The organism is Vibrio sp. 03_296, assembly GCF_002265885.1.
On the sequence record NZ_NPKW01000403.1, the window covers coordinates 1 to 1,364 of the forward strand.

At 45.2% G+C, this 1,364-nt stretch carries 2 pseudogenes; both read left to right on the top strand.

The annotated features are described in order from the left end of the window. A pseudogene (locus CIK04_RS35680) lies at positions 1 to 393 on the top strand (hypothetical protein); the annotation flags it as partial. Positions 394 to 707: 314 nt separating this feature from the next. Next, a pseudogene (gene hemE, locus CIK04_RS24965) lies at positions 708 to 1,364 on the top strand (uroporphyrinogen decarboxylase); the annotation flags it as partial.

Genomic DNA, 1,364 nt, shown 5'->3' on the forward strand with positions numbered 1-1,364 from the left:
TGCGTTACTCTGCCGAAAGCTGTGTGGAGAATTATGGCAATCTGCTTGCAACCTTATCGCCTCAAGCGGAGTTGAGCTTTGCTGAAGGGGTTAAAGTTTACCAGAACGTATCTAAGTCTCTATCAGTGCCATTTTTTGCTTCTGCGGTGAAGCAATCATCTCAATACTGTGCGGATGAAAAAGTAGCGAATGCGCTGCTGTACACTTAGAACGCCCGAAAATGCGAWTTTGKCCTTGGCAAAAGAAGTGGCAACCACCGTTTGTGTCGGGACGGCTTTGGCAAATTTTGAAAATTATGTTATCGAATCCAAATCGGTTCGAGCGGCTCTTTGTCCGACTTATGTCAGCAAAGGCTATGTAAAAGGCATCATCAAACAAGTGTGTGAATCTTGATTAGATGCAACTTAAATGTGAAAGGCCACCAGATTGGTGGTCTTTTAATTTGTTGAAAAATAAATAAAAAAAACCCTCCGAGAGGGAGGGGGTAAGTAAGATGTCGTTATGAAGATGCTGAACACTGAGTGCTCAGTTTGTAATTATAGTTTCGCTAGCGTAACAAATTTTAACACTGTTATTTGTTGGGTGCAAACTAAGCATTGATTTAAAAGTTAATAACTTGATCCAGGGCGCAAAGCAGGCGGTATTTTGTGCTAATCAGTGTAGAATGGCGCTCTATAAAAAGCCTAACAACTGGAATTACGGAATGACTGAATTAAAAATGATCGTATCTGCGTGCATTACTGAAAGAGCCTGTAGATTGCACACCGGTATGGATGATGCGTCAGGCAGGTCGTTACCTACCAGAATACAAAGCAACGCGTGCTCAAGCGGGCGATTTCATGTCTTTGTGTAAAAATGCAGAGCTCGCGTCTGAAGTGACTCATTCAGCCACTTCGCCGCTTTCCGCTGGATGCTGCCATTCTGTTCTCTGATATCCTGACTATCCCAGATGCGATGGGATTAGGTCTGCGCTTCTCAACAGGCGAAGGCCCGATCTTCGATAACCCAATCACATGCAAAGCAGACGTCGAAAAAATCGGCGTGCCGGATCCAGAAGGTCGAGCTGCAATATGTCATGAACGCTGTGCGTCAAATCCGCAAAGACTTGAACGGTGACGTACCGCTGATTGGTTTTTCTGGTAGCCCGTGGACGCTCGCCACTTACATGGTTGAAGGCGGCAGCTCAAAAGCCTTCACTAAGATCAAGAAAATGATGTACGCAGAACCACAAACTCTGCACCTACTTCTCGATAAGCTAGCAGACAGCGTTATCGAATACCTAAACGCACAAATTAAAGCGGGTGCGCCAATCAGTAATGGTATTTGATACTTGGGGGGGCGTACTGACGCCACGAGTACTACAA